Annotated in this window: 21 protein-coding genes; 12 read left to right on the top strand and 9 right to left on the bottom strand. The window is 59.9% G+C overall.

What is annotated here, in order from left to right; translation table 11 throughout:
- The first annotated feature begins 8 nt into the window (after nt 1-8).
- The gene (locus tag LY254_RS08520; protein WP_247476633.1) at nt 9-1,838 is read left to right on the top strand and encodes a DNA polymerase III subunit gamma/tau; all 1,830 of its coding nucleotides are present in this window, start codon (nt 9-11) and stop codon (nt 1,836-1,838) included.
- Here the strand turns inward: LY254_RS08520 and LY254_RS08515 are convergent.
- Entirely contained in the window at nt 1,823-3,142 is a 1,320-nt protein-coding gene (locus tag LY254_RS08515) for a glycosyltransferase family 2 protein (RefSeq protein ID WP_247476631.1), read from the bottom strand. The two genes, LY254_RS08520 and LY254_RS08515, sit on opposite strands and share 16 nt — an antisense overlap.
- Nucleotides 3,143-3,166: 24 nt before the next feature.
- Nucleotides 3,167-4,675, bottom strand: coding sequence for a SpoIID/LytB domain-containing protein (locus LY254_RS08510; protein WP_247476629.1), 1,509 nt, complete (start codon nt 4,673-4,675; stop codon nt 3,167-3,169).
- Nucleotides 4,676-4,767: 92 nt separating this feature from the next.
- On the opposite strand from LY254_RS08510, the gene rpmI reads away from it, so the two are divergent.
- From rpmI to LY254_RS08495, 3 genes are read left to right on the top strand one after another with little or no spacing between them, the layout of a single operon-like run.
- A complete protein-coding gene (gene rpmI / locus LY254_RS08505) occupies nt 4,768-4,965 on the top strand; it encodes a 50S ribosomal protein L35 (protein WP_010313917.1) in 198 nt (65 codons plus the stop codon).
- 44 nt (nt 4,966-5,009) lie between these two features.
- Nucleotides 5,010-5,357 carry a 50S ribosomal protein L20 gene (rplT, locus tag LY254_RS08500; protein ID WP_010313919.1) on the top strand — a complete coding sequence of 116 codons (348 nt, stop codon included), beginning with the start codon at nt 5,010-5,012 and terminating at the stop codon, nt 5,355-5,357.
- A gap of 41 nt (nt 5,358-5,398) precedes the next feature.
- On the top strand, nt 5,399-5,920 hold the full coding sequence (locus LY254_RS08495) for a tetratricopeptide repeat protein (protein WP_010313921.1): 522 nt from the start codon (nt 5,399-5,401) through the stop codon (nt 5,918-5,920).
- A gap of 1 nt (nt 5,921) precedes the next feature.
- Here the strand turns inward: LY254_RS08495 and LY254_RS08490 are convergent, their stop codons facing one another.
- Nucleotides 5,922-6,449 carry a hypothetical protein gene (locus tag LY254_RS08490; protein ID WP_247476628.1) on the bottom strand — a complete coding sequence of 176 codons (528 nt, stop codon included), beginning with the start codon at nt 6,447-6,449 and terminating at the stop codon, nt 5,922-5,924.
- A 120-nt stretch (nt 6,450-6,569) separates the two neighbouring features.
- Between LY254_RS08490 and LY254_RS08485 the strand changes: the two genes are divergently transcribed.
- From LY254_RS08485 to LY254_RS08470, 4 genes are all read left to right on the top strand, one after another.
- Entirely contained in the window at nt 6,570-7,316 is a 747-nt protein-coding gene (locus tag LY254_RS08485; RefSeq protein ID WP_232197223.1) for a thiazole synthase, read from the top strand.
- 69 nt (nt 7,317-7,385) lie between these two features.
- Nucleotides 7,386-7,553, top strand: coding sequence for a photosystem II assembly protein Psb34 (gene psb34, locus LY254_RS08480; protein ID WP_247476626.1), 168 nt, complete (start codon nt 7,386-7,388; stop codon nt 7,551-7,553).
- Between the two features lie 56 nt (nt 7,554-7,609).
- On the top strand, nt 7,610-8,803 hold the full coding sequence (locus LY254_RS08475; RefSeq protein ID WP_010313928.1) for an NAD-dependent epimerase/dehydratase family protein: 1,194 nt from the start codon (nt 7,610-7,612) through the stop codon (nt 8,801-8,803).
- 5 nt (nt 8,804-8,808) lie between these two features.
- A complete protein-coding gene (locus LY254_RS08470; protein WP_247476624.1) occupies nt 8,809-9,954 on the top strand; it encodes a glycosyltransferase family 1 protein in 1,146 nt (381 codons plus the stop codon).
- Here LY254_RS08470 and mrdA read toward each other — a convergent pair.
- The 3 genes from mrdA to LY254_RS08455 are packed head-to-tail and all read right to left on the bottom strand — an operon-like array spanning nt 9,951 to nt 12,780.
- Complete coding sequence (gene mrdA / locus LY254_RS08465; RefSeq protein WP_247476622.1) at nt 9,951-11,744, bottom strand: penicillin-binding protein 2; 1,794 nt, start codon at nt 11,742-11,744, stop codon at nt 9,951-9,953. The two genes, LY254_RS08470 and mrdA, sit on opposite strands and share 4 nt — an antisense overlap.
- Before the next feature lie 4 nt (nt 11,745-11,748).
- Nucleotides 11,749-12,114, bottom strand: coding sequence for a hypothetical protein (locus LY254_RS08460; RefSeq protein ID WP_247476621.1), 366 nt, complete (start codon nt 12,112-12,114; stop codon nt 11,749-11,751).
- Between the two features lie 54 nt (nt 12,115-12,168).
- Nucleotides 12,169-12,780, bottom strand: a complete 612-nt coding sequence (locus LY254_RS08455) for a hypothetical protein (RefSeq protein ID WP_010313935.1) — start codon at nt 12,778-12,780, stop codon at nt 12,169-12,171.
- Nucleotides 12,781-13,305: 525 nt separating this feature from the next.
- On the opposite strand from LY254_RS08455, the gene LY254_RS08450 reads away from it, so the two are divergent.
- The 4 genes from LY254_RS08450 (at nt 13,306) to LY254_RS08435 (ending at nt 18,612) form a co-directional block, all read left to right on the top strand.
- On the top strand, nt 13,306-13,971 hold the full coding sequence (locus LY254_RS08450) for a recombinase family protein (RefSeq protein WP_247476619.1): 666 nt from the start codon (nt 13,306-13,308) through the stop codon (nt 13,969-13,971).
- 1,283 nt (nt 13,972-15,254) lie between these two features.
- Nucleotides 15,255-16,223, top strand: a complete 969-nt coding sequence (locus LY254_RS08445) for a hypothetical protein (RefSeq protein WP_247476617.1) — start codon at nt 15,255-15,257, stop codon at nt 16,221-16,223.
- A gap of 244 nt (nt 16,224-16,467) precedes the next feature.
- The gene (locus tag LY254_RS08440; protein ID WP_247476615.1) at nt 16,468-17,064 is read left to right on the top strand and encodes a hypothetical protein; all 597 of its coding nucleotides are present in this window, start codon (nt 16,468-16,470) and stop codon (nt 17,062-17,064) included.
- 1,206 nt (nt 17,065-18,270) lie between these two features.
- On the top strand, nt 18,271-18,612 hold the full coding sequence (locus LY254_RS08435; protein ID WP_247476614.1) for a hypothetical protein: 342 nt from the start codon (nt 18,271-18,273) through the stop codon (nt 18,610-18,612).
- Between the two features lie 316 nt (nt 18,613-18,928).
- Here LY254_RS08435 and LY254_RS08430 read toward each other — a convergent pair whose 3' ends face one another.
- The 3 genes from LY254_RS08430 to cbiD all read right to left on the bottom strand — a co-directional run bounded on the left by LY254_RS08430 (nt 18,929) and on the right by cbiD (nt 23,283).
- Complete coding sequence (locus LY254_RS08430; protein ID WP_247476613.1) at nt 18,929-20,293, bottom strand: site-specific integrase; 1,365 nt, start codon at nt 20,291-20,293, stop codon at nt 18,929-18,931.
- A gap of 232 nt (nt 20,294-20,525) precedes the next feature.
- The gene (gene guaA / locus LY254_RS08425) at nt 20,526-22,121 is read right to left on the bottom strand and encodes a glutamine-hydrolyzing GMP synthase (RefSeq protein ID WP_247476612.1); all 1,596 of its coding nucleotides are present in this window, start codon (nt 22,119-22,121) and stop codon (nt 20,526-20,528) included.
- Between the two features lie 46 nt (nt 22,122-22,167).
- Nucleotides 22,168-23,283 (bottom strand): cobalt-precorrin-5B (C(1))-methyltransferase CbiD, encoded by a 1,116-nt coding sequence (gene cbiD / locus LY254_RS08420; RefSeq protein ID WP_247476611.1) that lies wholly within the window; start codon nt 23,281-23,283, stop codon nt 22,168-22,170.
- Nucleotides 23,284-23,316 lie beyond the last annotated feature (33 nt).

Raw genomic sequence — 23,316 nt, 5'->3', positions numbered from 1 at the left:
CTCCAGCGATGCCGGCCGCCTACCAACCGCTCCACCACAAGTACCGCCCGCAGCGGTTTGACCAGCTTGTGGGGCAAGAGGCGATCGCCGCGACCTTGGGCAATGCCCTGCGCTCCGGTCGCATTGCGCCGGCTTACCTCTTCAGTGGGCCCCGAGGGACAGGGAAAACCTCCAGCGCCCGCATCCTGGCGCGCTCTCTCAACTGCCTTAGCTCGGATCACCCGACCCCAGAGCCCTGCGGCAGCTGTGAGCTCTGCACCTCCATTGCCAACGGCAATGCCCTCGATGTCATCGAGATCGACGCCGCCTCCAACACCGGGGTCGACAACATCCGCGAGCTGATTGAACGCTCTCGATTCGCCCCGGTTCAAGCCCGCTGGAAGGTCTACGTCGTCGACGAGTGCCACATGCTCTCGACCGCGGCCTTTAACGCCCTGCTGAAGACCTTGGAGGAGCCGCCCCCGCGGGTGGTCTTCGTCCTGGCGACCACCGACCCGCAGCGGGTGCTGCCCACGATCCTCAGCCGCTGTCAACGCTTCGACTACCGGCGCATTCCCCTCGATGCCCTCGAGCAGCACCTGGGCTGGATTGCCAAGGAAGAGAGCATCCAGATCACGCCAGAAGCCCTGCATGTGGTGGCCCAGCGGGCCCAGGGGGGCCTGCGGGATGCCGAAAGCCTGCTGGATCAGCTGAGCCTGCTACCTGGGCCGGTCGAACCGACGGCGGTCTGGGAGTTGCTGGGGGCCGTGCCCGAGCAGGAACTGCTGCAACTGGCCCAGGCCCTCGCCGGGGCTGAGCCTCTGGGGGTGATCGAAGCGATCCGCAACCTGCTCGAGCGCGGCCGCGAACCCGGTGCCGTGCTGCAGGGAATGGCCGGCCTGCTGCGGGATCTGGTGCTCGCGGGGGTTGCCCCCAATCGCCTGGAGCTCACGAGCTTCTCGCCCCAAATCCGAGGGGAGCTGCCGGAGCTCGCCCGCAGCATCGGCAAAGCGACCCTGCTGCGCTGGCAGGCGCAACTCAAAGGCAGCGAACAGCAACTGCGCCAAAGCGTGCAGCCCCGGCTCTGGCTTGAGGTGCTTCTCCTGGGTCTCTTGGCTGAACCCGCCGTCGCGGTCGCCACCAGTGTCCCCACGACCAGCCCCCGCCCGACCCCGCAGGCGGCAACGCCCACACCAGCGGCCCCGGCTCCCGCGCCACCGGCCCCAGACGTCGTCGTTGCGCCCGTAGCTCCGCCAGCTGCCGCTCCTGCCCCTGAACCGGTCACGGCGATTAGCACGGAGACCCCGGATCTGGCCGCCCTCTGGCAGCAGATCCTGGCGGGGCTGGAGCTGCCCTCGACCCGCATGCTCCTCTCCCAGCAGGCCTCCCTGGCCCGCCTCGACAGCCAGCGCGCCGTCGTCCAGGTCGCCGGCAACTGGACCGCCATGGTCCAGAGCCGCCTACCCCTGCTGGAGAAAGCCGTCGCCTCCGCCCTGGGCAGCCCAAGGCAGGTGGTTCTCGAGGCCGGCGCAGCACCAGCAGCACCCGTCGCGCCGGCCCCACCCGTTCCCGCGCCTGCGCCACAGCCCGCGCCTCAAGCGCAGACACCGCCGCCGCAGGAGCCTCCAGCCGCTGCCAACCCTCCCCAGCCCCAGACTCCAGCTCCAGCTCCAGCTCAGGCTCCGACTCCGGCACCCACGTCAGCAGCACCGGCAGCAACACCAGCAGCACCGCCTGAACGGAAACCCCATGGGCTGATCGATGACCAGGCCAAACGGCTGGCCGAATTCTTCAACGGCGAAGTGGTGGACCTGCAGGATCCCCTGCCGGAACTAAGCGACGATCAAGCCGCGGCCTGATCAGGCTCAGCCCCTACATGCAGGGTCTTGGCCCAGACCAGCCGCTTGGGTAGCAGCGCCATCCGGAGGGTGGTGTACGGAATCACCACGAACCAGTGGCCCAGATAGGCAATGCCCCAGGCCAGGTTGATCGGGCCCATCGCGGGTAGGTCCGGCCCTTCGGAGCGGCGGGAGCAGCCCGCCAAAATCGCTCCGCCCGAGAGGCCAAAGGCCACAAAGGACAGGGGCCAACTCAGCGGTGGCGTGCGCGTGATCAGGGCCATGAGGGCATCGGCTGCGGCCATCACGGGCAGGGCGTATTGCAGCAGAAAAAAGCAGCTCAGATCGAGCTTGCGCGCCGCAGAGACCTCGCTTCCGGTCAGCTGAGGCCAGTAATCGAAGAAACGCTGCAGTCCCCCCTCGGCCCAACGTTGCCGCTGGCGCCAGAGGGCACTCCAGGCGGTCACCGCCTCCTCTTGCACCGGGGGATCCCAGAGCAGGGCAACCGGTTGCTGCTGCACCAGCAGACGGAAACTCAAGTCGAGGTCATCGGTGACGGTGGCTTCGTTGAAGCCTTCGCAGCTGAGCACCGCCTCCCGCTGGAGCAATTGACCATTGCCGCGAAGCTCAACAACACCGCCAGAAAACAGTCGCCCCTGCTGGATGACGGCATCGAGGGCCATCTCCATGGCCTGGGCGCGGGTCAACCAATTGAGGTCGGGATTGACCACGGACTTGCGCAGCTGCACGGCGGACCAACCGCCCTGCTCGGCAAAGCGAACCAAACGCTCCAGCAGATCCGGCTGCAACTGGGCATCGGCATCCAGGACCAAGAGCCAACGCCCCTGGAGGTTCGGCAGCACCGCGTTCAGAGCACCCGACTTGCCGCCGCCCGCATCGCGGGGACGGCGCAGGACCTGGAGCTGAGGGAAACGGGCCTGGTACTCGCTCAGGACCTCTGGAGTGCGGTCTTCGCTGCCGTCATCGACGATCCAGATCTTGAGGCGATCGGCCGGGTAACTCAGGGCGGCCAGTCGCTCCACCAAGCGACCAATCACAGCTTCTTCATCGCGGGCTGCCACCACCAGATCAACGGCGGGCAACGCCTCCAAGACGGCTGGGCCTTCCGCCTTCGCACCTCTCAGCGCTGGAAGAAAGACAGCGCGCAGGACGTACAGACCCAGCAGCAGCGTCAGGGCCGTGGCAGGCCAGAGGGCCTGGGAGGCAGGCAGACGATGGGGAACCGCTGCCGCACCGCAACAGCAGAGGAGAAAGAGGGAGGCCTGCAGTCGGCGCGCTCCTGTGGCTGTGCCCCCAGCGGCCATGGCGATCCCAAGGATGTGCGGACTCTAAGAGCCCCCCTTCGCAGCCTTGATGGCTGGCAGAGGAACCAACTCAGTTCCCGGGTAGTAGTGACGAAGGATCTGCTTCACGCTCCAACCCCGTCCTCCCAAATCGATGGCGCCGGCCTGAGACAAACCAGCGCCATGGCCAAAACCACCTCCCTCGAAGCGCCAAAGACCTGCCCCGGCGGGTTCAATCACAAAAAGGGTGCTGGGTAAGCCACGCAGGGTGCGGCGGATGGCATCCCGCACCAGCACCTTTTCTCCCAGGGGCCCCCTGAGGGCCAACCGCACCACGCGACCACTCGGGCCCCGCTCCAGAACAACCGGCTTCACCGGCGATCCAACGGCGGCCGCTCCCGTACCCAGGGCACGGGCAAAGGTGTCCTGCCCGAGGACGCGCTGCCAGCGGAAGTAGGGGTGGTTCTGGCCATAGACACCCGCTGTCGCCGCCAAGACCGATCGAACCTGCTGACGCTGGGTCAGGGGCAAAGCCAATCCCTGGGGAGGGCCTCCGGCCCGATCAAAAGCGGGCTCCAGATAGGCGAGTTCGGGCAAGGTCCAGGCCTCGTCCTCATCTGCACTGACTCCTCCGTTACTGGCGTGATACACGGCATGGATCGGTTGCCCCTGCCAGGTCAGCACCTGGCCCTGGGTCGATCGAATGGCCTGCTTCACCCCAGCGCGGGCCAGGCGTGGATCGCTATAGACCTGGCACTGGGTATCCGAGCAAAGGTGGTAGCCATCCAGGGCAAAACGATGCTGATTGCCCAGAGCCCAAGTGCGCGCCAACACCGCCTGGGCAGCCAAAGCCGCAGGCGGCGCTCCAGCACCGATCTCATGGGGCACGACACCGTGGAGATAGCGCTCTAAGGGCACCTGCTCCACCAGGGTCCAACTGCCATAGGCGTCGGGCTGCAGGCGGAAGGGCCCCTGGAAGACCCCGCCCTGCCAGCGCAGGCCAGCGGAGGCTTCAATCCGAACAGGCCCCTGGAGATCTCTCCAGCCATCGGGCCGTTCCAGCTGCAGGGTCAAGACCTCACTGACAACCTTCTCTTCAACCTTGGAGCCGTAGGCCGGCGGAACAGGCTGGTCCGGGGCAGCCCAGACCTCCCACTCCCCGGGGTGGGCGACCACCGCCTTTGCTCCGAGACGACGCCAAGCCAGGGCGGCCTGCTCAGCGGTCTCAAAGCTGGAGAACGGCCCCAGCACCCGCCGGCGAATCGTGAGCGGCTCGCTCAGCGGCTTGGGTCTCCAGCGCAAGGACAGGCGCTGGCCACTGGCTTGAAAGCCGGAGGCATCGCTGAGCCTCACCACAGAAGCAGCCGCCACCAGCTGCAGCGGCGCGGCCCCCAGATGGTCCGCTAGAGCCACCCAGAGCACGGGCTGGGCACCATCCACCCTTGGCGGGGCGGGCACTGGCCGGTGGGTCAGGGCCTGGGCCTGGGCATCCGTTCCTTGGCAGCCCGCCAGGAGACAGGACGCGGCGAGGACCGCCATCAAGGAACGCTGCATCGCCTGACTGGATCCGAGCCAAACCCTAGGGGGAGTTGGCGGAAGGCACTCTGAAGTCTTACTCTCATCGTTTGTGCACGAGCGCGTAGACAATGCCGAAGCTCAAGACCCGCAAAGCAGCCGCCAAGCGGTTCAAAGCGACCGGCACCGGGAAGTTCATGCGCCGGCACGCTTTCCGCAATCACCTGCTCGATCACAAGAGCCCTAAGCGCAAGCGCTTCCTCGGCACCATGGCCGTGGTTGACGAGCGTGATGCGGACAACGTGAAGGCCATGCTCCCTTACAGCTGATCGCTTCACCTCACAGCAGTTTCAACATTCACTGAGAACTATTCATGGCCCGCGTTAAGAGGGGCAACGTCGCCCGTAAACGCCGCAACAAGATCCTTCGCCTTGCGCGTGGCTTCCGTGGTGGCAACGGCACCCTGTTCCGGACCGCCAACCAGCGGGTGATGAAGGCGCTCTGCAACGCCTACCGCGACCGTCGCCGCCGCAAGCGCGACTTCCGTCGTCTTTGGATCGCCCGTATCAACGCTGCTGCTCGCCTGAATGGCCTGAGCTACAGCCGTCTGATCGGCGGCCTGAAGAAGGCTGACGTGCAGCTGAACCGCAAGATGCTGGCCCAGCTGGCCGTGCTGGATCCCACCAGCTTCGCCACTGTCGTGGGCGCCGCCAAGAGCTGAACGCCCCCTTCAATCACAACTAAGCCCAGTCCGGTCGGTCAATGGATGTTTCACTCCCACAGGCCTACCTGATTGGGCTTTTGTTGTTGCTGGGCACCGCAGCGGTGCTCGTCGCACGGCAGATCCTGCGGGTCCGCCGCGACGAGTCCGCACTGGCACGCCTCGAAGCACAGGCCAAGGCCGGCGACAAGAGTGCCGGCGACCTCTACGAATTGGCCTCAGTTCAGCTGCGCAAACGCCTCTACGGGCAAGCCACGGAAAACCTGAAGCTCGCCGCCAAGCGAGCCAGCGGCGAACCCAGCGAGGCCCAGGCCCTGATCGAAAACGCCCTGGGCTTTGCCCTGGCGGCCCAAAGCAATTACAGCGGCGCGATCAAGCACTACCGCGCAGCCCTGCGGGCCAAGTCGGACTACCCCGTCGCCCTCAACAACCTGGCCTTCGCGCTGGAAAAGCAACAGAAAAGCGACGAGGCCAAAGAGACCTACGCCAAGGTGCTCGAGCTCGACGCCGCCAACAAAACAGCAAAGCGTCGGCTCAAGCGGCTGGAGCGCACGGCCGCCTAGATCACCACAGACCGCGAATGGCTGGAGCGGCGCTGGTCTCCGGAGTCATCACGAGTTGTCCGCCAGGGTTCGTCAGCCGAGGGGCAGACCATCCAGACAAGGTGAAGCCCTGCAGACCCGCGAACGAGCCGCCGTCCTGGAGATCTGCGCTGGGGTAATTCCCAAGCAGCAACAAGTCCAATTGATCCGACGCCGCATTCAAGTTGCCTTGCACAGGAATGGTGGAGGAGCCAAGGGTGATCTCGCCTCGGACATCCACCATTTGCCCTAAGGCCCTCAGCGACGAAAGGGTCAAGCGTGCGCTGGCCGCTTGAGCGGTGCCAAAAGGCGTGTAGCTACCCGACCAAATCCGAGGCAGCTCCTGCACCAACTGCGCCGCACGCGCGACCGGATCAAATTGGCGGACGGTGGCCGCCATGCCGAAGTTTTCCTCGTATGGAGTGCTCTGACTGGGAGCAATGGCCTCGGTGGTCAGCGGGACTGCAGCCAACAGCAAAGGGATCACGGTGGCGCCATCAAGTGGCCCCACGCTAAGGACGACAGGGCTGCGCGGTACGGTCTCAACACAGCTGATCACATCCCTGTGTCTGCAGAGCCGCTGCACGCTGACGACCTGATCATCGGCGGGCGACACTTCCGCAGCCGTTTGATGACGGGCACGGGTAAGTACCCCAGCCTGCAGGCCATGCAGGCCAGCCTCGAATCAAGCGCCTGCGAGATCGTCACCGTGGCCGTGCGACGGGTGCAGTCCCAAGCCGCAGGCCATGAAGGCCTGATGGAAGCGGTGGATTGGAGTCGAATCTGGATGCTCCCCAACACCGCCGGCTGTGCCACCGCCGAGGAAGCCATTCGCGTGGCCCGACTGGGGCGAGAACTCGCGAAGTTGGCCGGACAAGAAGACAACACCTTCGTCAAGCTGGAGGTGATCCCCGACTCCAAACACCTGCTGCCCGATCCAATCGGGACCCTGGAGGCCGCCGAACAGCTGGTGAAGGAGGGATTCACCGTTCTTCCCTATATCAATGCCGACCCCCTCTTGGCCAAACGGCTGGAGGAGGCCGGCTGCGCGACGGTCATGCCCCTGGGCTCACCGATTGGTTCCGGCCAAGGCATCCGCAATGCCGCCAACATCGCCCTGATCATCGAGAACGCTTCGGTTCCGGTCGTCGTCGATGCCGGCCTGGGCGTTCCAAGCGAAGCCGCCCAAGCGATGGAAATGGGAGCCGATGCGCTGCTCATCAACAGCGCCATCGCCCTAGCTGGGAATCCAGCTGCCATGGCCCGGGCGATGGCCATGGCCTGCGAAGCCGGACGCACCGCCTTTCATGCCGGCCGTCTGCCCATCCGCGGCGAGGCCAACCCCAGTTCCCCCACGGGCGGACGGGTCGGCACATAAAGCTTCCGCACAGGTGCGAGTCAAGTCCCGACTTCGTCCGTACTGTCGCCTCAACCACTTGCCCATGCGATGCAGGTCACAGAAGAGGACGGCGGCAGGCTCAATGCCTTCGCCCGGGAGCCCCGGATGGAGGTGATCGAGGCCGGTGAGGCCCGTGGCGCCAACAGCAAAGTGCTCCTAATCGGCGGCGCTCTGTTGGTGATCCTGATGATGGCCGTTGCGGTAGGAATCAGCTGAATCCCTGTAGTAGCTTGCCCTGACGGAGCAAATGCTCGTTCAGCAGGAGTCCAGCGGTGAAGGTTTTCGTTCTCGGCGGTGACGGCTTCTGTGGCTGGCCTTGTGCCGTGAACCTGGCCGACCAGGGCCACGATGTGGTCATCGTCGACAACCTGAGCCGACGCAAGATCGATATTGACCTCGAAGTGGAGTCACTGACTCCCATCACCAGCATTGGCGAGCGGCTGAAGGCCTGGGAGGAGATCGGCGGCAAGCCCATGCGCTTCGTGCACATGGACATCGCCCATGAGTACCAGCGGTTGGTGGATCTGCTGCTGGCTGAGCGACCCGACTCCGTGGTGCACTTCGCCGAGCAGCGGGCTGCGCCTTACTCGATGAAGAGCAGCGCCACCAAGCGCTACACCGTCGACAACAACGTCAACGGCACCCACAACCTGCTGGCCGCCATCGTTGAGACCGGCCTCGACTGCCATGTCGTGCACCTGGGCACCATGGGCGTCTATGGCTATGGCTCCCACCGCGGCGCCACCATCCCCGAGGGCTACCTGAAGGTGGAGGTGCCCCAGCCCGATGGCAGCCGCTTCGAGGAGGAAATCCTCCACCCGGCCAGCCCGGGCAGCGTCTATCACATGACCAAGACGCTGGATCAGCTGCTCTTCCTCTACTACAACAAAAACGACCAGGTCCGCATCACCGACCTGCACCAGGGCATCGTCTGGGGCACCAACACCGAAGCCACCGACCGCGACCCGCGCCTGACCAACCGCTTCGACTACGACGGCGACTACGGCACGGTGCTCAACCGCTTCTTGATGCAGGCGGCCATCGGCTATCCCCTGACCGTGCACGGCACCGGCGGCCAGACCCGCGCCTTCATCCACATCCGTGACTCGGTGAAGTGCGTCCAGCTGGCCCTGGAGAACCCCCCCAGCAAGGGAGAGCGGGTGAAGATCTTCAACCAGATGACCGAAAGCCATCAGGTGGGTGAGCTCGCCAAGAAAGTCGCCGCCCTCACCGGAGCCCAGGTCAACAACCTCCCCAACCCCCGCAACGAGGCGGTGGAAAACGACCTGATCGTTGATAACCGCTGTTTCATCGAGCTGGGCCTCAACCCCACCACCCTGGATGACGGTCTGCTGAAGGAAGTGGTGGAGATCGCCACCCGCTACGCCGATCGCTGCGACCGCAACCGCATCCTCTGCACCTCCGCCTGGACCAAGACCCAGGAGCAAGCCATTAAGGCCACCTGATTGCCTTGAAAATCGCCCTCTTCACCGAGACCTTCCTGCCGAAGGTTGATGGGATCGTGACCCGGCTCACCAAAACGGTGCAGCACCTTGTTGCGGCCGGTGACGAGGTCATGATCTTCTGCCCTGAGGGGGCGCCTGAGTCCTACATGGGGGCCCAGGTGGTGGGGGTCCCGGCCATGCCCCTCCCGCTCTACCCAGAACTGAAGTTGGCGTTGCCAAGGCCGTCGGTCTCCGACGCGCTGGAGGCCTTTGCCCCTGATCTGGTACACGTCGTCAACCCTGCCGTGCTCGGCCTGGGGGGAATCTGGCTCGCCAAAACCAAGGGGTATCCCCTGGTGGCGAGTTATCACACGCACCTACCCAAATACCTGGAGCACTACGGCCTGGGCATGCTCGAGCCGGTGCTCTGGGAGCTGCTGAAGATGGCCCACAACCAGGCTCAGCTGAACCTCTGCACCTCCACCGCGATGGTGGCCGAGCTGAGTGAGAAGGGCATCCAGCACACGGATCTTTGGCAACGGGGGGTCGACACCGATCTCTTCCGGCCCGAGCTGCGCAGCCAGGCCATGCGCGATCGTCTCCTGGCGGGCCGCAGCGACACCGGCAAGCTGCTGCTCTACATCGGACGTCTGTCGGCCGAAAAGCAGATCGAGCGCATTCGCCCCGTCCTCGATGCGATGCCCGATGCACGCCTGGCGCTGGTGGGAGATGGCCCCTATCGCCAACAACTCGAGACCTTGTTCGCCGGCAGTGCCACCCACTTCGTGGGCTATCTCGCCGGTGAAGAGCTGGCCAGCGCCTACGCCAGCGCCGATGCCTTCCTCTTCCCCAGCAGCACCGAGACCCTGGGCTTGGTGCTGCTCGAAGCAATGGCGGCGGGCTGCCCCGTGGTCGGAGCGAACCGCGGCGGGATCCCGGACATCGTCAGCGATGGAGTCAATGGCTGCCTCTATGAACCCGATGGAGCCGATGGCGGGGCCGGAAGCCTGAGCGCCGCCACCCAACGGCTCCTCGGAGATCCAGGACAGCGGGAAGAGCTGCGCCGCAATGCCCGAGAAGAGGCCGAGCGCTGGGGCTGGGCCGGTGCCACCGAGCAGCTGCGTGGCTACTACCGCCAGGTGCTCAACGCACCAGCACCAAGCCTCGCCTAACGGCTGCGTTGCTGGGCCCAGACCTGCAGCACCTGGCGGGCCATCGGCAAGGCATGCACTGAACCACCGCCAGGGGTGTTCTGGGCGAAGGCGACCACGACAATCTCACCGTTGGGATAGGGAGCAAAACAGGCAAACCAGGCGTGGTCAGGGCCACCGGTGCTGTCCTCGGCGGTTCCGGTCTTGCCCGCCACGGGCGGCAACTCCGCCGCCTGGTTCATGGCATAGCCAGTGCCCTCCTGAACCACCTTGCGCAAGCCGCGGTTGATCGTGGCCAGGGTCGAGGGCTTGATGTCCACCTTGGTGCGGCGAGGCGGAGCGGTCCAATCCAAGCCGCGATCAACCAAGTGGGGGGTGATCAGATAACCACCATTGGCAAAGACGGCGTAGGCCCGAGCCAACTGCAAAGGGGTGACCTGGACCACGGACTGGCCAATCGACATGCTCGCCATGTCCTCGGGGATCCAAGGGGTGGTGCCGGGCTTACCCCAGGTGCGTCCCTTGGCGGCCCACTGCTCATTGCCCACCAGACCGGTGCTTTCCTCGTAGCCGATCTCAATGCCCGTGGGCTTCGTGAATCCCAACTTCACCGCGGCGTCATAGAGGGGCATCGAGCCCACCCCAACACCGACTTGGTAATAGAAGGTGTTGCTCGAGAAGCGCAGGGCATCCTCGTAGCCGATCAGGCCAAACCCGGCACCGTTGTGGTCGGGGAAACAGTGCCCCCCGTAGGTGATGCAGCCGCGGGTCATCAGCTTGGTGTTCGCCGGAAACTTGCCCGAGGCCATCCCGGCGAAGGCGGTCACCGGCTTCCAGGTGCTGCCGGGGTCATAGGCATTCATCGCCCGGCTGAAGAGAGGCTTAGAGGGAGAGGCAAAGAGGGCGTCGTACTCCCGCTGGGTCGTGACGGTCTTGGAGAAGAAGTTGGGATCGAAATTGGGGCGACTGGCCAAGGCCAAGATCGCCCCGGTCCTGGGATTCAGGGCAACGATGGCGCCGCCGGGCTTGCCCTTCAGGGCCGCCTCAGCCGCCCGCTGGAGCGGGAGATCAAGCGTGACCACCAAGTCCTTGCCGGCCTTGGAGGGGCGATCGCCGAGGACGCGCTGGATCTCGCCCATGGCGTTGACCTCGACCATCTGGCCGCCCCAGGTGCCCCGCAGGTGTTGCTCATAGGCGGCCTCCACACCAATGCGGCCAATGCGGTCGCGGATCTTGTAGCCCCGCTTGGCCAGAACCTTGTATTCCTGCTCAGTGATGGGCTGGGTGTAGCCCAAGGTGTGGGCGCCAAGTGAGCCGTGGGGGTAGCTGCGCACCACATCCAGATCCACCTGGGCTCCCCGCAGGTCGCCGGCCTGCTCCCGGAAGCGCAGGACCTGCTCCGGCGTCAGTTCACTGGCGAGCTCAATGCGGTATTCCTGCTTGCCGGGACCGCGACGCTTGCGCTGCTCCAGTTGCTTCTGGGGGATGTTCATCAGAGCGCTCAGCCTCTCCCGCAGAGCTGGCCAGGAACCCTTCGGCAGATCCTTGGGCTGCAGATACAGGCTGTAGATCAGGCGGCTTGAGACCAGGACCTGTCCATGGCGATCCAAGATCCGCCCACGGACGGGGTTACGCGCCAGCAAGCGGATCCGGTTCTCGTCAGCGCGCTCCCGGTTTTCGCTGCCATGGAGCAGCTGCAACCAACCCAGCCGCACGACCATCGCCGAAGCGAAGAACAGCACCAAACCCAGCAGAATCGCGGGCTGACGCTGGAGCCCGGCACTGCGGTGAGGGTTGGAGGCGATGGCCAATGGTTCAGCTCCCTTCCGTGAGCCGTTGCTCCAGCAACGTCAACCGCTCAGAAATGCGTGCCAGGGCAAGCTGCAACTCCTCCTCTCCGGCATCCTTCGCCAGGGCCGGCTCCAGCGGCACGTCCGTGACCTGCACCTTCATCACCGGATTCCCCAAACCAGGCTGGATCCGATCGAGACGCTCACGAACCTGACGGGCCGCCTCTGCCCCTTCCTCCCGGAGCTCCGTGAGGCCCTCTGGACCCTTGGAGAATGCATCAGCCAGATCACGGGCGCCACCACGCTTGGCCCGCTCGACCGCAGCCATCCCGACCGGCAGGACCTCCTGCATCAGGGTCAAACGCAGGCTGTCGAGGGGGTCGGAACCCATGAAGTGAGGCATTGAGTGCGCCCAGTCTGGCGCCTGATCCCCGATCTGGCTGGCCTAGCCCGCGCTGCGCGAGATGGCCGGCTGGACGATCTGCTGACGGCAGAACTGCTGGGAGCCAAGCCACCAGCCCGCACCCACCGCGATCACCATCAAGGCCGAGAGGGGAAGCAAAGCCTGCCGCGTCACCGGCAGCACCATCCACTCGCTCCAATCGCGGATCAGGCGTTCGCGATCGAAGCGACGTCGCTCGCTGGCCTCCTGCTGCAGACGACGCTTGAGCGATTTGGAGACCCAACGCTCAAAGGCTTTCTTCTTGGTGACGGCCATCTTGCGCTCCACCTCCAGCAGCTGGCCGGGGGTGAGCTCAGGGTTAAAGGTGCTGATCAGCTCCAGGCTCTTGAGGAACATCTCAACGGCACCGTCCTTCACGGCACGGTCGGTCTCGTTGAGCAGCTCCCAATCCAACTCGGGGTAGAAGCGCACCCGGTTGGTCGTGATCTGATCCTCCGCCAGCTGACCCGGTTCCCGCAGCCAGCGATCGGTATTGGCGTCAAAACGGCGCCAATAAAGGAAGGGATTCAGATACACCACCTTGCCTGCCAGCTGAATGCTGTCCTGCTGAAGGCGGCGCTGCAGCTGGATGTCCTGCTGTGGGGCGGCAGTCAAGGCTCCTGGGCCGGGGGACCCGAGGGTAACGGAGTCACCCGACCAAGGCCATGGCTCAAGGGGTGGGAATTATTCCCACTCCATAGTCCGTCATTCTAGAAGCTTGTCCCAGCCTACTTTCTGAAGGACAGAGACGCCCACGGGGTAGTTACGGGGTAGTAAAAAATGCCTTATATGCCTGCCAGAAGGTCTGCTTTGATACTTCTCTACAGGAGCAGTCATAGCGTCACTTCGGTTGCCCTCCAGGCGGTTTGCCGTAGAGAGACCTGAAGAGGGACGCCTCACAAAACCCGTGCCAAGGGGCGGACTTATGCACTAAGTGCATACATAGGTATGTGGGAAGGTCGCAGTTACTGGGTGGCGGGCAGAGGCAAGACCCGTCCCCAGCAACCGCCAACAAGTCCAAGGGGTCCGTCCCGCACTTGGGAAGGGCTTCGTTTGGCTACTTGCCCTGACTTCTACCCGTGGAGAAGTCCTACTTTGTCAGCAGTCCAAAGGTCGTTTCGTTTGCTGACAGGGGGTTTTATGCGTCGTTATGTCCTTTACAGGAGGGTCAGCAGTCAGGAGCAAGGCAAAAGCGGTCTTGGTCTGGAGGCACAGGAGCGGGATATCCAACTCTTCTTGGATAACTACGCCGATACGCCATACCTAGTGGTCGGGGACTTTGTGGAGACACATACAGGGTCTGACAACGACCGACCTCAACTGCAAGCCGCTATTGCCTTGGCAAAGAAGGAGGACGCAGTGCTTGTGGTCTCCAAGCTGGATAGGTTGTCCCGTCGGGTCTCCTTCCTTGCAGCACTAATGGAGGAGAAGGGTCTGACCTTCAAGGTCGCCCAAATGCCTTACGCAGACGCTTTCCAACTGCATATCTACGCAGCACTTGCGGAGCAGGAGAAGTGCTTCATAGCCAGCAGGACAAAGGCAGCACTGCAAGCAGCAAAAGCAAGAGGCGTCCGCCTTGGTGCTCCTACTTACTGCGTCAAAGCACTGGCAGCAGCGAAGAAGCAGAAGGCACTGGAAGACGCCAAGAAGGTTGAAGGTGTCATAGTCCCGCTGCGTAAGTCGGGTGCGTCTCTACGCACTATCTGTGGCGTCCTCAACGCAAGTGGAGCAAGGACCAGCAGGGGCAACGACTTCAACCCACAACTTGTTTCTCAAATGCTGATGAGACTGGAGGCAGTGGCGTGAAGGTCAAGGTCACGCTCTTCAAGGCAGGCAGTGTGTGGTCGGAAGTGGTCCAGGCAACTGACTACGAAGACGGAAAAAGGACGGCGTTAGCAAGAAACCCAACCGCCAAAGTCGTTTCAGTCACAGCGGTCTTCTAACAAGAGAGATATCTCTTCAGGGGTCAAAGGCACCCAAGCGATACCCTCCCCAGTCCGATAGTCAATAGAGCGACCTTTCCTGACGCTATCCAACAAGGTATGCCACTCAATAAAAGTAAACCTGCGTTTCATAATACACACACAATAACAAGACTATAATAACACTTCTCTTGACATATGTCTATATTTTGAGTAGAATATGCTTTGTGAGCGTTGAAGAGTAAAAGTAGAAACTTATAGAGTTATTGAGCCTCTAGGCAGAGGCAAGCAATAGGGAAGTGCCCCGTTAAGGGGCACTTGTGGCGTATGTGGAAGTGCTCTTAGTCCCGTGCAAGGCAGGCAAGCACTTTTTCATAGACTTCGAAAATGGTTAGTGGAGGAAGACCTTCCTCAACCCGCCATGCGTTGTGACTATTCAGGTCTTTAAGGTCAATGGCTCTGAGAATATTTTTTGCGAATGGAAGGTCTTCGCGAAGGTATGGGGCGGTGTGAAGAATGAGGTCTTCAAGCATTTCATATGCTTCACAGATAGAGATAGGAGGAAGCCCCCCTGCCGCCCGCCCGCCGTTATATGCATTGAGCTGGTCAACCTCAAGGAGGCAAATAGAGTCTTGAATGGTTGGGGTCGTTTTCATAGTCCTAATGGGTTGTTTCCTATCGGGTTAGTTTTTTGCCTTCGCCACGAATGGAGATAAACTCACAGCCGTATTCCTTTACGAAGTCACGGATACTGCGAAGGTTGAGAGATAGCGGATATTCGCTTCTGATAGTCAGTTGAATGACTTGCTCTTGCTTATTGGAATGTCTCACTTGTAAGAGTATTCATAGGTGAAACCAGCGTCAGAGACCTCCTTCAAAAAGCGGTCAAACGCTTGGTCGAATGCCTCTCCCAAGCAGTCGTCTTCAGAGCCGACGCAGGAGGCTGTGAAGACAATGCACTCTTCAAAAGAGCAGGTGTCGTCAGTAGCCATATGCAGTTGAGCGGGGGTGAGCGTTTTCAAGAGGTGACCTCCTTCGTTTGACCCCTTAACTATCCCACGACTTCTCCACGGCATGTCGCAGAAGTGTGGAGGCTGTTGAGGCAGTTTTTTCTCCACGCCTTCTCCACACCTTTAGTAACCTGAGCTCAAACCCAAGCGGGACGGAGTGCCAAGCGAAGACAAGGGTCTGGCTTCCTTCAGGAAGTTGGTCGCTGACAACCCGCACAAGGGCACAGCAGGTCAGGTCGTTGCACTTGCCTTGGGTATCTCCGAAGCAGGTGACCGCCTAAGTCTTGGGACCTTTGCCCTCTATAGGGAAGCAAGTGGGCTTGGGGACAAGGTTTTCTCCAAGTTGAAGGTCATAGGAGACCGACTAGGACGACTTGACGACAAGACCCGTGGAGAAGTCATAAAGGGTCTACCCCCCTCCTATTCCGCTATCTACTACCTGTCCTGTGCCCTTACTCCTGAGGAGTTGGCGACAGCGGTCAAGAAGAAGCAGGTAACCCCCAAGACCTCCGTCAGGACAGCGACGGCATATGTCAAACAAGTCCGCTACCCAAGGCAAGCGGTAAGCAGCAGTGGCGTAGAGAAGGGGCGTTGGAGCGTCAAAGAAGACCCCCTCTATCGGGTCTGCAGACCAGAGGACACAACCTTGAGCGAGGACCTCCAAAGAAGTCTTGAGCGGGACCTACGCAAGCTGTGCGGGCAATACGGGCTAGTGGTCCGTCAGGCGACAAACGAGAGCACGACTGCCTTACGGGACGCTGAAAGAAGGGAGCGGGCAGCCTTCTGGCGTCAGGTCCTGGAGGAGCAACTTCCCCAGAAATGGTTTGAAGAGACCAGTCAGGAGGTCAGGAAGACCTTCAACCTCAAGGTCGTGGAAGAGGTCTGGGACGCTCCCTTGAGGACCTTCACTGGGTTTCTGATACGGACGGGGCAAGGCAGAGAGCACTTCTACGAAGACCACGGACAGGCTTATGTCGCCAAACTCCACTACCTGCAGGAGACCACTGAGAGCAGGTCAAACCGCTACTACCTGAAGGAGCGGGTTGAGGAAGTGCTGGGTCACGACAAGGGCAAGAAACTGGCGATATGGAGGAATGTCGTCTTGAAAAACAGCGGTTTGCTGTAAGAAGCCAGTATTCAAGCGTGTTTTCGGTCACATAAAAAATATGCTTAAAAATATCAACGACTCTTTTGTTTCGCTCATGTTACTGCGTGACAAAGCACTCCACAAGCGAGACTTAGCCCGTTAGATATGGCGAATGTTGCCAAATACTAACAAGAGGCATATGTCTTTAGCATAACTTGCATATATAATACATACGCTAATGAAACGGAAGCAGTCATAAGCGACTTATACAAAATGGATATCAATGAAAACTACTACCTCAACCCGTCTTGCCTTAAAGCAGCACTTCCCTGCTGCCTCTAAAAGGAAGACCACAGAAGAGTGGCTAGAAGAAGTCATAGAAAAGCAAGGTCTCAGGTTTAGATACTTTTTAACCCTGTCCTTCTACAAGGGACAAACCTCACTTATCAACCAATACCTTGATAACCACCATATCAAGAATGTGATACTTGGCTTCTTCTACCCCAACAAGAGACCAAAAGACAGAATACGACTTTGGTTTTTTGTTGAGAAACACGCTACTGACTATCTGCACCTACATATCTTGCTTGAAGGAGTGAATGGACTGGACTGGCTTCAGAAGAATAATAGGAAGGTCACCCTAAGGAAGACCACACTTCTGAATATTGTATGTAGAGACTTCTCACTAGAAGAAGTAATGATAGAAGCACTGACCCACCACTTGCAGAGTTATATCAGGCGTCTAGGAAAGGGAGAGCAGTCTGTGGACATGAAGAGCATTGGGGATATCAAGAAAAGAGTGCAGTATGTCAATAAGTCCTTAAGCAGCCTGGACTTCAATAAATGGGAGCATATTGACTTTAAAAACAGCGACTTATGAGTAATGAATAGGACACCAGAAGACGAAAGAAGAAGACAGCGTATCCGCAACATAGATAGGAAGTTAGCCACTATTCGCTACTGCCTTCAGAATGGGAATGATATTGACAACCCTGACAACCTTGTCAGCAACGCCCTTCAGTCCCTAAAGCACTACGGATATGACTATGAAACCAATAGCGTGACGCCCTTCAGGACTTGGAGCAGAGGCAGCAAGCACCAACCCAAGACAACTAAACGAATACCACTTGAAGAGGAGAGACGGAATGCCTTCAAATGAATACTTCACCAGACACATATTCTCTTATGAAGTCAGAGAGAAGAAGCACGCTGAAATGCTGGACTATCTTCTTTATGAAAAGCTTGGTAGTTGGTCCCGCACAAAGCAAATACCCCAGCACCTATTCCAGGGTCTTGTAACTGAGTTAATAGAAGAGGCATACGACAACAAGAAGTCGCCTCTAGGCATATAAAAAGCATATGGCTGACCTAAATACTAATAGAAAGAAACTGAATAAGACTGCTGCCCACTAATACCACTATCACCGAGGCAAGGAAAAAGAATGAGAAGCAACAAACTAGTGCCAGTAAGCTTTGGAAGGGACGAGATAGAGCTACTGGAAATGCTTGATAAAGGACGGAAGCGTATCTGTATCTCACGCTCTGCGTGGGTCAAGCAGAAAATAAGGGAGGAGTTTGGCAATGAAGACCTTCAAGGAGTTTAGGAATGCCACGGGTAACTTATGTAAGCGTCCGACTAAACGAAGAAGACAGCAGAATAATGGATACTTGCCTCCGCAAATACAGCCGCTTCAGGGGAAACAAGCAAGCCGTATTGGAGGAAGCACTTCGTATCTACTACCAGAGCCAAGAAGCAACACGCTGGCGTCAGACACAACCCCCTTCGGTATAACCCGAATAGACACACCACCCCCACCACAGACGGAGTATTAAATGGAAAGAAGCATTGGAGACCTACAGCAGTGGTCTAACGGAATGATAGGGAGAATGTATTACCAAAAGAATGCGAAGAATGAAAATGAATATCGCACTATCCGCTTACATTTTAACCCTTTTTGTAACAAAATAGTCCCGCAGTGGAGCAACTTTATCGTTGGCGTCCCACCCGAAGGTATGAAACCACTACCCCCAAACCTGCTGGGGAGTTTGTCCCGCTTCCAAGCCCATACCCCTGAGTTTTATTGATATGACCCAGGCACAAGAAGCAAACGACCTTGCCCTCCTTGACTTGCTGCAAGCAGAGTTAGAGGAAGGTATCTTCAACTATGCCCTTGAAGAGGCAGAAAACCTTTACGACGAAGACGACGACGAAATACTGCGTGCTCTGCACTGGTCTGTAGGGACTTCTGTCTATGTGGTTGTCATAAACCCCCTTGGCTTTATCAAGAGCCTCTTCTCAATGTCTCCTGACGACGCAGAGGACGGGGAGTTGGGCGGTATCCCAGACGACCTAGTGCTGCAAATAACCAACACCATATTGTCCTTCACCCACGAAACAGCAAATGAAAAAGACGACAGAGGGGAATGACCCCTACCAACTCTTCAATGAAGAGAAGAAGCGAGACAGAGTGACGAAGCGAATGCTGAATGCTTACCGACGCAGGAAGAGAGAAGAAAAGATAGACGCACTCAAAGCAGACGAGACCAAGTGGAAGGGTCTTCAGTAACCGCCTAAATACTTATGTGGGACTGATAAGGGCTTTTGCTCCTTCCATTTTTCAAATATTTTTTTTTGCTTCACGGACTTACTTCTCACCGACCCCTGGCGACGCCCACACGCCAGGGGTTTTTTCTGACTTAAAAACTTGAGCGTGACAGCCCTGACGCCAGCCCTGTCACCCCAGTCACTTGGGGTCTGCGAAGTCCATAAGAGTGAAGTCTTCGCCCTCCTTCAAAAACTTTCCTCCCAAGCCAATATCACTACGCATACGGGTCAGGTCTTCAGTCGCCAGTCTTGGTAGATAGTGGCTGTAGTGTTTTCTCAGATAGGGCTCTGTTACGCCCATGTTTTCACAAAGAGCAGTCCTAGAAGTGCCATTCTGAAGACGGGTTGTGGCGTAAAGGTGTCGGAGCGAATAAACGACAAAGTGCTTCGCACACCTGGCGTCTTGGTCTGTATATTTCATTATTCTGTTGAAGATAGTCCCAAACTGACGGGTCGTAAAAGGACTTCCGTCAAGGTGCTGGAATAAAAAGTCCTCCTTTCCTCTGTGCTGTGCCTTTTCAAAGACACGAAGAGCAAACTCTCCGCCCATACTATTAACTTCACGAGCCCCAGTCTTTGTGCTTTTGTGGACCTGGACTAGGGCGTCTATTTGTTTGAATGCATAAACACTTTCTCCTTTCTCATTCTTTTTGGACCCAACCTCTCTTCTAATGAAGCGAATATCCTTCCTTTTTAGCTTGACTACTTCTCCAACACGCATACCATTATTCGCCAGAAAGAAAAGCATTTGATACGCCACAAAGCAGTCCCAGTAGTGGCTTTCGGGTTTTCCTTCCTGCTCCCTTAGCCACTTTGCTGGTCTTGACTTGAAGGCATTCCATTCGTCCCACTCCCAAGTGTCCCGACGCACTTTGTCGTCGGTGGCAAGGTTTTCGTCGTGGAAGGGCAGGACAGGGGCATAGGGGAGCAGTCCCTGCTCCATACCCCACTTCCAACACTCACGGATATTCCCCATTTCGTTAAGAAGCGTGTCCGCCTTTGGTGCTCCGCCTTTCCTGGCGTTTTGCCGCCGCCAGGTCTCCCATTCACTCCACTTCTTCGTGGAGACGCTCTTGAGGTCGGTCTTCGCCCCCAGGAAGGGCACTAGGTAGTTGCGGAGCTTGCCCTCAATAAGGGCATACCTCTCTTCGGTAATGCTCTTCCGCCCTGCCTCCTGCTTGCTGTCCCACTGCCCTCGTATCCGTGCCTTCTTGTGGAGCAAAAACTTCTCCACAAGGGTCTCAACGCTGGTCGTGACGACGGAGACGCCTTGAGCCAGTTGCAAGCGGATATTGAGTGCCTCCTCCTGAGCCCGCATAAGGGCGTCCTCCCTTGAGGCGACCAGAAGGGACTGACGCTTCCCTCTGGTGCCCCTTATGGGGAAGTGGGCGTAGTAGTTGCGGTCCTCCAGCGGCAGGTCTTGCTGGCAGTCGTCCCGCTTGTAGATAGCGACTGGTTTGCCCGTCTTCTCAACCTTGAGAAACGGGACCTCCTCCCAAAGCAACTGGTGCTTGCTTCCACCTCCACGCTTCCCCCTTGTCACTGAAGGACCTCCTGCCCCCGTGGAGACAGAGGACCCTTCAGGACTTCTCCATAGAGAAGGGGACGGCGTGAAAGGGGGTAGTTGCGGGGTAGTTGGTTTCCCAAAACCCAGTCGCGGCTTTGACCGCAAACTTACGGGGTAGCCACGGGGTAGTCAAGAAACCCAGTGATACCAGTTGGTTAGCCCTTCTGGTCTATTCCCACTCGATGGTGCCGGGGGGCTTGCTGGTGATGTCGAGCACCACCCGGTTCACGCCCTTCACCTCATTCACGATCCGGTTGGAGATCTTCTCCAGCAGGTCGTAGGGCAAGCGGGACCAATCCGCCGTCATGCCGTCTTCAGAGGAGACACAGCGCAGAACAATGGGGAAGGCATAGGTGCGCTTGTCACCCATCACGCCAACACTGCGCACCGGCAGCAGCACCGCGAAGGCCTGCCAGATGTCGTGATATAGACCAGCGTTTTTGATCTCTTCGCGCACCACCAGATCGGCATCGCGCAGGATGTCGAGCTTGTCGTCCGTCACCTCACCGAGGATGCGGATCGCCAGGCCAGGACCGGGGAAGGGGTGGCGGCCGACGATCTCCTCGGGAAGTCCCAGGGTCCGACCCACCTTGCGGACCTCGTCTTTAAACAGACGCCGGAGGGGCTCCACCAACTTGAACTGGAGATCCTTCGGCAAGCCGCCCACGTTGTGGTGGCTCTTGATCTTCACCGCCACCCGCTCGCCCGTTTTGGGATCGACGTTGGTGCCAGCGCTCTCGATCACATCGGGATACAGAGTTCCCTGGGCGAGGTAATCAAAGGGCCCAAGGCGCTTGCTCTCTTCCTCGAAAACCCGAATGAATTCGGTGCCAATCAACTTGCGCTTCTCCTCGGGATCGGTGACCCCAGCGAGTTTGTTGATGAAGCGCTCACGGGCGTTGATGTACTCGACCCTGATGTGGAACTTCTTGTCGAAGAAGTCCATCAAGAATTCAGGCTCCCCCTTCCGCATGAACCCCTGGTCGATGAACATGCAGGTCAACTGATCACCGATCGCCTTGTGCAGCAAGAAGGCGAGGGTGGAGGAGTCGACACCACCGGAGAGGGCGAGCAGGACGCGCTTATCGCCAACCTGACGGCGCACATCCGCAACCGCCTCATCGATGAAGGCGGCCGTCGTCCAATCCGGCAGGCAGCCGCAAACGTGATAGACGAAGTTGCGAATCAGGGCCATTCCGCATTCGGAATGGACCACTTCGGGGTGGAACTGAACGCCGTAGAGATGCCGCTGGTGATCCGCGACGGCAGCCTCAGGCGTGTTTTCGGTGTGGGCCAGACGGACGAAGCCTTCGGGCAAGCGCTCGACGGAGTCGCCATGGCTCATCCACATCGTCGAGCCCTCGTCGACGTTGGTGAGCAGGTCGGTGGGGTCGTCGACAAATAAAGGTGCCTTGCCGTACTCGGCGCGACCGGCAGCCACCACAGAGCCGCCCAGCTGCTGCACCATCAGCTGCATGCCGTAGCAGACACCCAGGACCGGAATGCCCAGATCCCAAATCTCTGGATCGCACTTCGGGGCGTGCTCGGCATACACCGAACTGGGACCACCACTCAGGATGATCCCCTTGGGATTCAGCGCCTTCAATTCAGCCGCGCTGGTGGAGTACCCCATCACCAGGGAATAAACCTCGGTTTCCCTGACCCGACGGGCGATCAGCTCGGAATATTGAGAACCAAAATCAAGGATCACAATCGCCGGATGACGATTGGTTTCACCGATTGAGGTTGGAGTCACGTCTGACATGGAGCGGCCAGCAGCTGTGGCCCAGGCATTCAGATCACCCTAGATCTCAGGCCCGAAAGCCCTCCAGCAGCGCAGCCCCGACCGGGCCGCAGGCACAGATGCTGCGGCTGCGATCAAACAGGACAGCGCCAAGCTGGGGAGCCGCGTCATGGTGCTTGGCCAGGTAGGCCCCTGCCCGCTGCTCAATCACGGCGGCCAAGCGCTGCTGCAAGCCCGTGGCCAGGGCGGAATCACGCTCGGCCAACGCAGCGATGGCCTGATCAACGCTGGCCGCCTCTAGAAGCAGCCGGATCTGCTCCAGGGAACACCCGTGCTGGGCCGCCTGGGCCGCCAGGATCTCCAACCGTCCATCGGCCAGATGGTGATGGGTGTGAAAGATGCCCCCCGCCAGCTTGATCAACTTGCCCTGGTAGCCAAACAAGAGCAGGCGCCTGACCCCTGCCTCAGCGGCAGCCACCAGCAGCGGTCCAATCCAGTTGCCAGCCTTGAGCAACAGGCCAGGAGGCAGCCCCTGCTGCGGGGCTAGATCCAGCCCGTTTTCCCCCAAGACGAGCACCAGATCGCCGCTCCAGCCCGGCTCCTGACTGCGACGCGCCAACTCCTGACGGGCCTGGTCCAGTTGATCAGGCGCGGCACTGCGCTGCACCAGGGCCTGGGTCCCAATCAGGGCCAAACCATCCACCACACCAAAGGCCGCATTGCTGGTGCGCGCCGCCCGTTGGCGCCCCTCCGGGAAGGTGAGCGTCAGCCGCAAACCCCGGCGATCCAGCAGGAGCGGGCGAAGGTTGCTCTCGAGCAATTGCCTGGCATAGGCCGAGAGGCAGGCCTCGCCGGAGGCCGCGTGCACACCCACACCCTCCCCAGCCAGCAACTCCAGCCAAGGCTGTTCCCCCTCAGCATCCGTCCAACTGGCCTCCACCCAAACCTGCAGGCCGCGGGTGAGGTCCAGCACCTCTCCGGGGTCACAGCAACTGGTGGCCAAGGCCCGCCCCGGGCCCAACCGTGCGGCGGCCTGGACCGGAATCACCGTGGCTTCAAGGCCCACTTCTGGATCCAGCAGGAGCGGAACCTGCGCTTGAAAAGGCTGGCCAAGCAACTCTCGAACCGCCGCGACCGCTGCAGCCGCAACCCAGACCGGCAGGGTGTAGCCGCACTCAGCCATGGGCCAGGGAAGGGTGAGGTCCGTTTTTTATGT

Source organism: Synechococcus sp. NB0720_010 (genome assembly GCF_023078835.1).
In the GTDB taxonomy this organism is placed as follows: Bacteria; Cyanobacteriota; Cyanobacteriia; order PCC-6307; family Cyanobiaceae; genus Vulcanococcus.
The sequence above is the reverse complement of the archived record's forward strand: the minus strand, read 5'-3'. Positions and strand labels throughout refer to the sequence as shown.

Coding starts and splice junctions, on each gene's coding strand:
- LY254_RS08520 (WP_247476633.1), top strand. CDS start 9: ATGCCGGCCGCCTACCAACCGCTCCACCACAAGTACCGCCCGCAGCGG.
- LY254_RS08515 (WP_247476631.1), bottom strand. CDS start 3,142: ATGGCCGCTGGGGGCACAGCCACAGGAGCGCGCCGACTGCAGGCCTCC.
- LY254_RS08510 (WP_247476629.1), bottom strand. CDS start 4,675: ATGCAGCGTTCCTTGATGGCGGTCCTCGCCGCGTCCTGTCTCCTGGCG.
- rpmI (WP_010313917.1), top strand. CDS start 4,768: ATGCCGAAGCTCAAGACCCGCAAAGCAGCCGCCAAGCGGTTCAAAGCG.
- rplT (WP_010313919.1), top strand. CDS start 5,010: ATGGCCCGCGTTAAGAGGGGCAACGTCGCCCGTAAACGCCGCAACAAG.
- LY254_RS08495 (WP_010313921.1), top strand. CDS start 5,399: ATGGATGTTTCACTCCCACAGGCCTACCTGATTGGGCTTTTGTTGTTG.
- LY254_RS08485 (WP_232197223.1), top strand. CDS start 6,570: ATGACGGGCACGGGTAAGTACCCCAGCCTGCAGGCCATGCAGGCCAGC.
- psb34 (WP_247476626.1), top strand. CDS start 7,386: ATGCAGGTCACAGAAGAGGACGGCGGCAGGCTCAATGCCTTCGCCCGG.
- LY254_RS08460 (WP_247476621.1), bottom strand. CDS start 12,114: ATGGGTTCCGACCCCCTCGACAGCCTGCGTTTGACCCTGATGCAGGAG.
- LY254_RS08450 (WP_247476619.1), top strand. CDS start 13,306: ATGCGTCGTTATGTCCTTTACAGGAGGGTCAGCAGTCAGGAGCAAGGC.
- LY254_RS08440 (WP_247476615.1), top strand. CDS start 16,468: ATGAAAACTACTACCTCAACCCGTCTTGCCTTAAAGCAGCACTTCCCT.
- LY254_RS08435 (WP_247476614.1), top strand. CDS start 18,271: ATGACCCAGGCACAAGAAGCAAACGACCTTGCCCTCCTTGACTTGCTG.
- guaA (WP_247476612.1), bottom strand. CDS start 22,121: ATGTCAGACGTGACTCCAACCTCAATCGGTGAAACCAATCGTCATCCG.
- cbiD (WP_247476611.1), bottom strand. CDS start 23,283: ATGGCTGAGTGCGGCTACACCCTGCCGGTCTGGGTTGCGGCTGCAGCG.